The organism is Fuchsiella alkaliacetigena (genome assembly GCF_023227765.1).
In the GTDB taxonomy this organism is placed as follows: domain Bacteria; phylum Bacillota; class Halanaerobiia; order Halobacteroidales; family Acetohalobiaceae; genus Fuchsiella; species Fuchsiella alkaliacetigena.
Map to the genome: position 1 here is coordinate 1 of NZ_JALKBZ010000069.1, position 9,190 is coordinate 9,190.

Sequence of the window (9,190 nt, forward strand, 5' to 3'; positions counted from 1 at the left end):
ACTTAACACTTTATCAAAAGAGGAGTCCCTTTTCTAGTTTTTATACTAAATTTACCTATACTTATTTTACACTATGTATCAGGTGAACTATTAATTAACAGCTATAAGGACAGATCCGCCTTAATTCCAATAATTCAGCAGCTCCAGCAATAGTAGTTCCAAATAAGATTAATTCTTTATTATACTCTTCACACAAAGATATAATTTCTTTCAAAGAATTATTAGCAATTGTAGAACCTGTAGCTAAAATAAGCTCACTCTCTTTAATCAATTCTCCAGTTCTCTTCTTCCCATCCCAGACTTTAACGCCTGCTATTTCAGTACCGATATTCTTTGGATTTAAGTCGCTAATCTTAACTTTATCCTTAGCAAACTTTTGAGAAATATTTTCAATAATAGCCGGTTGAAAGCCAATAATACCGATCCGAGTATCCTTTCCATACTCAGCTAATAATTGAGTGGCTATCTCTTTTCCACAGTTTTCAGGCTCTTCATTCTGACAATGAATAGTACTATTGACCATTCCTAAGTGCCTTGTAACTGCATTTAAGGTAGCAATTAATAAGGCAAGATTAAAGTTATCATCTAAGTCTAAACTCAATATATCATCTATACTACCATTAAAGCTTTTTGGGCTATCGGTAAAGGCTTGACCTAAACTACCTTTAAAGTCTGCTTGTACAAGAACTTCCTTCCCAGTCTGCAAAGGAAAGTTATCTCTAGTTGTCTTGCCAATTGCTTCTTCAGTGGACAGCGGTCGAGCATTAATGATTATTTCTTCTCTCCTTAGGTTATTACTCTTAACTAAATTGGTCAATTTATCTTTTAGTAGTTCAAGCATCAACTCACTCCTTTATCAAAAGTTAGATTAATTATCAATCACTGCCATCGTTGATATATATTATGTTCAACTTCTAATCTATCTAAAACCCTACCTACTACAAAATTTACTAAATCATCTATAGTCTGGGGCTGATTATAAAAGCCGGGCATGGGCGGAATAATATCTACTCCCAACCTGGCCAACTTTAACATATTCTCTAGATGGATTACATTTAAGGGCGTCTCGCGGGGGACTACTATTAATTGTCTCTTTTCTTTTAAGCATACATCGGCAGCTCTTTTCAGCAGACTGGAAGCGCGTCCCGAAGAAATTCCAGCTAAGGTAGCCATGCTACAGGGAATAACCATCATCCCTGCTGTTTTAAAGGAACCACTGGCTATGGGAGCGGCTAGATTATCATTATCAAAACAGAGTAGTGATTGATCATCTTTGCTGAGCTTAAAATGAGACCTTAAATTACTCTCTAATTCCTGGGTGCTCTCTCCTAACTCTATCCCCAGTTCACTACTCCAGACCTGCTGGCCCGGTTGGCTAATTACTAAATAGATTTGATAATCTTTAGCTAATAGTACTTCTATTAATCTTTGAGCATAGATACTACCGCTGGCTCCTGTAACTCCTACTATATATTTTGACAAATTCCAAACCTCCTATTCTCCAGTTTCAATCTTTTTCTTAAGCTCCCTTACTTCCTTTAAATACTGTTCGCCAAACTCTGGCCCACCTTGATAAACTATCTCTCCATCAATCATGGTCATTATTACATCTCGACTGGAAGCCGTATATACCAAAGTAGAGTAGGGATCATAAACCGGTTGATTAGCTAAATTATCGATTTTAACAGCCGTCAAATCAGCTTTTTTACCCGGCTCCAAAGTACCTATCTCGGCTGCTAATCCTAAAGCTCTAGCTCCCCCGATGGTAACTAGCTCCACCATCTCTTGAGCTGTTACTGCTTTCGCCCTCTGTTGCTCAGCTCGCTGCACCAACAGCCCAAACTCCATCTCTGAAAATAGATCTAAAGAGTTATTGCTGACCGCACTATCAGTGCCTAAGCCAACTAGTAAATTATTTTCCAACATAGCAGGCAAATCGGCTATACCTGAGCCCAATTTAGCATTGCTTTTAGGACAGTAAGCTACCTTCACTCCCGCCTCAGCCAGTATTTCAAACTCCTCTTGATTAGCATGTACCAAATGAACAGCCAATAATCTATCACTTAAAACTCCTAAATCAGCTAAGTACTTAACCGGAGTCTGACGGGGAGGCTTCCAAAATATATCCTGCCAACCTACAGCTCGTCGATAGTCAGTAGCCAAAGGCCCTCTTCCAGCTAATAAGCAGTCCAGCTCTTCTTGAGTCTCAGCCACATGAGTACAGAGCGGAATCCCTTCTGCTTGAGAGAGTTGATCTAATCTTCTAAATAGGTCTCGCCCTACCGAATAGGTAGCATGAGGAGCTAAACCAACCCTCAATCTCTCTCCAGCCTGAGACTTTAAATTTTCATAGTTGCGCTGAGCTTTATTCAAGGTGTAGTTTAATTGATTGACATCAAGCCCAAAAACCTCCTGATAGATAATCCCCCTTAAACCCAACTCTGTAGCTGCCTCCAAAGAAGCTCCAGTAGCAGTAGTATCAGCAATAGTAGTTACTCCGCCGGCCAAGAGCTCTAAAGCTCCTAACTTAGCTGAAAGTAATAGCTCTCGATAATCCAAACTCCTACTTTTTCTCACTAAATTACTGAGCCAAGGAAAAAAAATAAGATCATCACCTAAGCCTCTCAAAACTGTATAGTCCAAATGAGTATGTAGATTAACCAAACCAGGCATTAAAATTACACTTCCCAAGTCCTTTACTTGCTGCTTAGGATACTTAGCTAAAACACTATCTCTACGACCTACAGACTGAATTATCCCTTCTTTAATCATTACCGCTCCCTTTGAAAGCGGCTGACTACTAATAGGTAGCACCCAATCAGCAGTTAAAATCATACTTAAAGCCTCCTTATCAGCATTAATTTACTCAAAATCCTTAAAACATTTTTTTGACGCAGACTAAAATCTGACTAAGTTCTGACTAAACCTTAAACCCCTTTAATTTTAGCTTGTTGAATAATTAAATCTATTTGCTTTTAAGAATCAAAATACTCCATTCCCTTCTCCGTGCACTCCGAGCTAATTTACGACGCATTCGATATATTAATGCTGACCTCACATTGCGTATTTAAATTGAAAGGAATACTTATTTATTACTGGCAAAATATTTTATTCAACAACCTAAATTTTTAAGATTTTATGCTTTAATCTATTCTCTATCCTTTATTATCTATTATCTTTAAAAAGTCCTTAACTCGTTATAGAGAGTATCACGCTGCACAGCCTTTCGCCCGGTGTCTTCTATTAAAGCTATTATTCTCTCTAAAGAAACTCTAAAGGCTACTCCTGCTGCTTTAACCACATTTTCCTCAATCATTGTACTACCAAAATCATTAACTCCAAAATCTAAAGAAACCTGGGCCAGCTTTTCTCCCTGTGTTACCCAAGAAGCTTGCAGGCTAGGTATATTATCTAAAAATATCCTAGCTACTGCTACTAACTGTAAATACTCCGTGGCAGTAGCAGGACTTAGCTTATATTTTTCTGCTAAATCAGTATTAGTAGCTTGAAAAGTCCAGGGAATAAAGGCTGTAAAACCTCCACTTTGATCCTGTAACTCTCTAATCTTTGCTAAATGCTCTATTCGTTCCGCCGGCTTTTCTACACTGCCAAACATCATCGTAGCTGTACTCTTCATTCCCAATCGATGAGCCTTCCGCATTACTTCTAACCACTGTTGACTCTTAATCTTATTAGGACTGATAATCTCTCGAACTCGATCTACTAAAATTTCAGCCCCTCCCCCCGGCAAAGAATCCAAGCCGGCCTCCTTTAACCTCCTTAATGTTTCTGTAATCGAAAGTCCAGCCTGTTCAGCAATATGTACAATCTCCGGTGGTGACAAGGAATGAATATGGATCTCAAATCTATCTTTAATAGCCTGCAAAAGATCAAGGTAATAGTGCAAATCCAGTTCAGGATGGAGCCCCCCCTGCATTAAAATCTGAGTCCCCCCTAATTCAATAGTCTCGGCAATCTTTTTAAAGATGCTCTCTTTAGTTAATAAATAGGCCTGCTTACTATCCGGTGCTTGATAGAAAGCACAAAAGTTACATTCAGCTGTACAGACATTAGTATAATTAATATTGCGATCTATAGCAAAGCTTACCTTATTTTCTGGATGTAACCTTTGTCTAATCAACTTAGCTACTTTAGCAATAGCTAACAGTTGATTGCTCTCTAATAGCTGTTGAGCCTCTTGCTTAGAAATTCTCTCTCCAGCTTTAGCTTTAACTAAGATATTTTTAACTGATTCCATAATCCTCACCCCAAATCTGAAGCTCTACTTCTTTAGTCAGTAAGCCAAGCTGCTGAGCATCAGCAAAATACTTTAAAACTCCTTGCTGATAGTCTCTATCAAAATCATAGCGTAGGCTATTAAAGTATTTGCTACTGATCTGCAAAGAAAAGTTTAATTCCTTTTTAGCTCTAGCTGCTAATAGTTCAAAGTTTTTTAGACCTAACTCTTTAGAAAGTAATAACTTGCGACTGACTTCATTTACCAACTCCGGCTGTTGATGCGCTAACTCCTTGCGAATTACCCAAATAGCATATACCATCTTCTGAGCGGTGAATTCTTTCCAAGCGGCTCCTAAATCGGTTATCTGCAGTTGAGAGTCTCTATGTTCAATATAACCTCTTAAAGCTGGGTCACCAATCAATAACCCAGCCTCTGCTTGAGTTAACATCTTTTCTAAACTCTGTTTACAGATAGTATAATCCACTTCTACCTGATAGTAAAGCTTTAATAAAATCTTTAACAGAGCTATAGAAGACTTCGAGTCTTTAGGTAAAGCTACTTTCCTACCTCCAAAGTCTCTAATATCCAAGCGACTAAAAAGAAAAATACTACCCACCGGGCCATCAGAAGCAATAGCTAAATTAGGCAGTATATAGCATTCTTCAAAGTTACGCGCATACTCAATAGAGGAAATAGGAGTAATATCCAGCTCCCCTCGTAAAAAAGCTTCATTCAGCTCTGCCGGCGGGCCCTTAACTAACTCAGCCTCCAACTCCACCGCTCCTGATTCTAGACCGTAATAAACCGGCCAACAGTTAATATAGTCCACCATTCCTAACTTCAAAGGCCAGCTCATCAGCTTAGCTCCTCAAGATGATTATAGACAGTATCTCTTTCCACGGGAATACGGCCCGCCTTCTCAATCATAGTTATTATTTCTTGCTTAGTCAGTCCCTGCCTAGTCTGGGCCCCGGCAGCATGAGTAATCTTCTCCTCAATTACTGTCCCATCGAGATCATCAACTCCAAAGTTCAAAGAAACCTGAGCCAACTTAGTACCTAGCATAATCCAAAAAGCCTTGATATGTTCAAAGTTATCCAAAAGTAAACGAGAAACAGCCAAAACCTTCAAGTCATCATAGCCAGTAGTAGGACTGATTTCTTCCAACTCTGTATTTTCTGGATGAAAGGCCAGCGGAATAAAGGTCATAAAGCCACCAGTACGATCCTGTAACTCCCGCAACTGCAACAGGTGATCAACCCGCTCCGCCTCTGTTTCGATATGACCATAAAGCATAGTAGCATTAGTTCTGATTCCTAAGTTATGAGCCGTCTCCATTACCGATAACCACTTCTCACCGCTGATCTTATCAGGACAGACCTCTTCTCTAACTCGCGGACTGAATACCTCTGCCCCTCCCCCAGGAATAGAATCCAAGCCAGCAGCCTGCAAACGCTTTAGAGTCTCCTTGACACTTAAACTATTCTCTTCAGCTAAAAAAGCTATCTCCACCGCTGTCAGACCTTGAATATGAGTTTCAGGTCTTTTTCTCTTAGCCAAACGCAGCATCTCTTCAAAGTATTCTAGAGTCAAGTTATTATCACAGCCGCCTACAATATGCAGTTCCGAAATTTCCGGTGGTGAATCATCTATCGCCTCAGCTAACTGTTCTAAGCTCATTGTATAAGCTCCCTCTTCATCTTCTTCTTTGCCAAAGGCGCAGAACTTACACTGAATTTCACAGATATTGGTATGATTGATATGACGATTATTGATAAAATAGACTTTATCGCCACACTTTTTTTGGCGTACATAGTCAGCTAAGTAGCCGATAGTTAGTAGATCATTACTTTTCATTAAACGAATTCCATCTTCTCTAGTCAGCCTTTCTCCGGCTAGTACTTTATCTTTGATATCATTTAATTGTGAATCATTGAATAGCTCTTCCATGTAAACTTCCTCCTTTAGAAATGGAGATTTTTAATAATCGCTCTATAAAAGCAAATAATCAAGCACCGAAAAAACAAAAACAGTAATACTCACCACACTATTAATATTAAAAAAAGCAAACTTAATCTTCTCAAAATCCTGCTTTACCAAACTATGTTCTACTAAAAGCAAAACACCTACAATAATAACTCCTACAGCATATAACCAACTAAGTTGTAAATAAAGTCCTACTCCTACCAAAGCTAAAAAAGTAATTATATGAAAGCTAACTGCAATTCGTAAAGCCTTGGCAGGGCCAAACTTAACTGGTATTGAATAGAGACCATACTCTTTATCAAATTCATAATCCTGAATAGCATAGATAATATCAAAACCGGCCACCCAAAACATGACTCCTAAACCCAAAATTAGAGCTGCTAAAGCTATCTCTCCAGTAACTCCAATCCAACTGCCTATTGGAGCTAAGCCGATAGTTAAACCCAAAAAGAGATGACACAGCCAAGTAAATCGTTTAGTATAGGAATAAAAGATCAAGAAAAAGAGAGCTAAAGGTGAAAGCCTGAAAGCTAAGGGATTAAGCTGCCAGGCTGATATCAACAATAGAGCTACAGCTAAAATAATAAAAATAACTACTTCTCCCTTGTCTAATAAGTTTTGTGGTAAAATTCTCTCGCTAGTTCTAGGATTAGCAGCATCTATCTGCCAATCAACTAGCCTATTCCAAGCCATAGCTGCGCTTCTAGCACCTACCATGGCCAGAGTAATCCAAAACACCTTTCTCCAAGCTGGTACTCCGCCCGCTGCCATTACGGCCCCTAAATAAGCAAAGGGCAGAGCAAAAATGGTATGTTCGAATTTAATTAACTTAGCAATTAATTTAATCTTCAAAGCCATACTCCTTCCAGCGCTGATCTACCAACTCTTTAATCTCTTTACTCATCTTGATCTCCTCCGGCCATTCTCGATTATGTCCTTCACTAGCTAAAGGCTTAGTAGCATCTATACCTATTTTGGAACCAAATTTATCTTGAGGTGAAGCATGGTCTAAAATATCCAAAGGCCCTTTAACAATACTTAAGTCCCGTTCTGGATCAATATTATTAAAGGCCTTCCAGGCCACTTCAGAAAGATTATGCACATCCACCTCAGCGTCTACTACAATTATCACCTTAGTAAACATCATCTGTCCTAAACCCCAGATAGCATTCATTATTTTATGAGCATGGCCCGGATAACTTTTATCAATAGAAATAATAGCACAGTTGTGGAAAACACCTTCTAGAGGTAAATTCATATCTACTACCTCCGGTAGCTGTAATTGTAAAAGCGGTAAAAAGATTCGTTCAGTAGCCTTAGCTAGATAACAGTCTTCCATAGGTGGTTTGCCTACAATAGTAGTAGGATAGATAGCATCTTTACGATGAGTAATACAGGTTACGTGAAATACTGGATACTCATCAGCTAAAGAATAATAACCGGTATGGTCGCCAAAGGGCCCTTCTACTCGCCGCTCACCTGGCTCCACATAGCCTTCAATGATTATCTCAGCATGAGCAGGCACCTTTAAATCCACCGTCTTAGCCTCTACCATCTCCACTGCTTTCTCTCTCAAAAAGCCAGCAAATAGCATCTCTCCAATCTGCTTAGGCAAGGGTGCAGTTGAGGCATAAATAGTAGCTGGATCTCCCCCTAAAGCTACAGCTACTTCAGTTCTTTCTCCGGCAGCTTCATAACTACGATAATTTTCAGCCCCATCTTTATGCAAATGCCAGTGCATACCGGTAGTATTTTCATCATATACGTGTAGTCTATACATCCCTACGTTAGGGATGCCACTCTCAGGATCTTTAGTAAAGACTAAAGGTAGAGTAATAAACTTACCTCCATCACCAGGCCAACACTTCAAAATAGGTAACTCAGATAAATCAGGATTTTTATTTACTACTTCTTGACAGGGCCCGGAACGTACCGTTTTAGGAAAGTAATCTGCCACTTCCTTTAGTTTAGGTAAGGTCTTCAATTTCTTAAAGAAACCGCTATTTTTGATATCAGGCAGCTTTAACATCCCTTCAATTCTCTGCCCAACGTCATCTAAATCTTCAACTTCTAAAGCTAATTCCATCCGCTCATAAGAGCCAAAAGTATTAATTAAAACTGGAAACTCCGAACCCTTAACATTTTCAAACAGCAAAGCCGGGCCCGCTTCTTTAGAAACTCGGTCGCAAATCTCCGTAATTTCTAAATCACTGCTTACTTCAGCAGTGATCCGTTTTAATAAATTCTTTCTTGCTAGTAAATCGATAAACTCTCGTAAATCTTGATAAGCCATCTCCTATCTACCTCTTTCCTCAATATTAATTTAACAATTAACTCTGCCCAAACTACAATCTATCTATACTTCCACTAATATAATTTAACATAAATAAGCAAAAACCTTCTTTAATTAACTTATTAATTAACTTCTTTTAGCTTCTCTATCCAGTTTGGAAACTCCTGTAAAGTCCTCTTTAAGTTTTTCAAATCAAAGTTTGCTGCATAAACTAACATTTCTTGAGCATAATCACTTAGATTAGCCATCCCATAATCCTCTGCTACTTTTTGCAAGTCCTCAGCAAATTCTTCAACCTCATTAATTATCATTGCCTCATTTATCTTTTCATATCTAGACCAGAAGTCTTCTTCTAAAACTTTCAGTAAATCATTTAAATCAATCTCTTTTTTAACCGAAACTTCTTGTTCCACTTCCTCTTCTTCGAGTAACTCATACTCCAAATGTTTACTTAACTCTTTAAATAAAGCTTCTTTTTCTACAGGCTTAGCCAAAAAAGCAGTAAAACCAGCTTTTCTAGCTTTCTCTTCTTCCTCTTGAGTTACAAAAGCTGTCAAAGCAATTATTACTACCTCATAATCCAATTCTTCTTCTATGATTGCACTGCAAAAACAAAATAGAATAGCCTTCTAATAAGTCTATAATTCACTCACAATACTCAAATTTAAAGT

9 protein-coding genes are annotated in these 9,190 nt (G+C 38.5%); all 9 read right to left on the minus strand.

The annotated features are described in order from the left end of the window. Positions 1 to 94: 94 nt before the first annotated feature. Positions 95 to 841: a Rossmann-like domain-containing protein gene (locus tag MWH30_RS12655; RefSeq protein WP_248664459.1), complete on the minus strand. Its 747-nt coding sequence runs from the start codon at positions 839 to 841 to the stop codon at positions 95 to 97. A 38-nt stretch (positions 842 to 879) separates the two neighbouring features. After that, positions 880 to 1,482 (minus strand): UbiX family flavin prenyltransferase, encoded by a 603-nt coding sequence (locus MWH30_RS12660; RefSeq protein ID WP_248664460.1) that lies wholly within the window; start codon positions 1,480 to 1,482, stop codon positions 880 to 882. Positions 1,483 to 1,494: 12 nt separating this feature from the next. Beyond that, positions 1,495 to 2,835: an amidohydrolase family protein gene (locus tag MWH30_RS12665; protein ID WP_248664461.1), complete on the minus strand. Its 1,341-nt coding sequence runs from the start codon at positions 2,833 to 2,835 to the stop codon at positions 1,495 to 1,497. Between the two features lie 343 nt (positions 2,836 to 3,178). Beyond that, positions 3,179 to 4,258 carry a cyclic dehypoxanthinyl futalosine synthase gene (gene mqnC / locus MWH30_RS12670; protein WP_248664462.1) on the minus strand — a complete coding sequence of 360 codons (1,080 nt, stop codon included), beginning with the start codon at positions 4,256 to 4,258 and terminating at the stop codon, positions 3,179 to 3,181. Further along, positions 4,245 to 5,096: a menaquinone biosynthetic enzyme MqnA/MqnD family protein gene (locus MWH30_RS12675; protein ID WP_248664463.1), complete on the minus strand. Its 852-nt coding sequence runs from the start codon at positions 5,094 to 5,096 to the stop codon at positions 4,245 to 4,247. The genes mqnC and MWH30_RS12675 overlap by 14 nt, the downstream gene beginning before the upstream one ends. Further along, on the minus strand, positions 5,096 to 6,190 hold the full coding sequence (gene mqnE, locus MWH30_RS12680) for an aminofutalosine synthase MqnE (protein ID WP_248664464.1): 1,095 nt from the start codon (positions 6,188 to 6,190) through the stop codon (positions 5,096 to 5,098). The genes MWH30_RS12675 and mqnE overlap by 1 nt, the downstream gene beginning before the upstream one ends. A 42-nt stretch (positions 6,191 to 6,232) precedes the next feature. Beyond that, the gene (locus MWH30_RS12685) at positions 6,233 to 7,084 is read right to left on the minus strand and encodes a UbiA-like polyprenyltransferase (protein WP_372494185.1); all 852 of its coding nucleotides are present in this window, start codon (positions 7,082 to 7,084) and stop codon (positions 6,233 to 6,235) included. Next, entirely contained in the window at positions 7,068 to 8,519 is a 1,452-nt protein-coding gene (locus MWH30_RS12690) for a menaquinone biosynthesis decarboxylase (RefSeq protein ID WP_248664466.1), read from the minus strand. Before MWH30_RS12690 ends, MWH30_RS12685 begins: the two co-directional genes overlap by 17 nt. A gap of 122 nt (positions 8,520 to 8,641) precedes the next feature. Continuing rightward, a complete protein-coding gene (locus MWH30_RS12695; RefSeq protein ID WP_248664467.1) occupies positions 8,642 to 9,103 on the minus strand; it encodes a response regulator in 462 nt (153 codons plus the stop codon). Positions 9,104 to 9,190 lie beyond the last annotated feature (87 nt).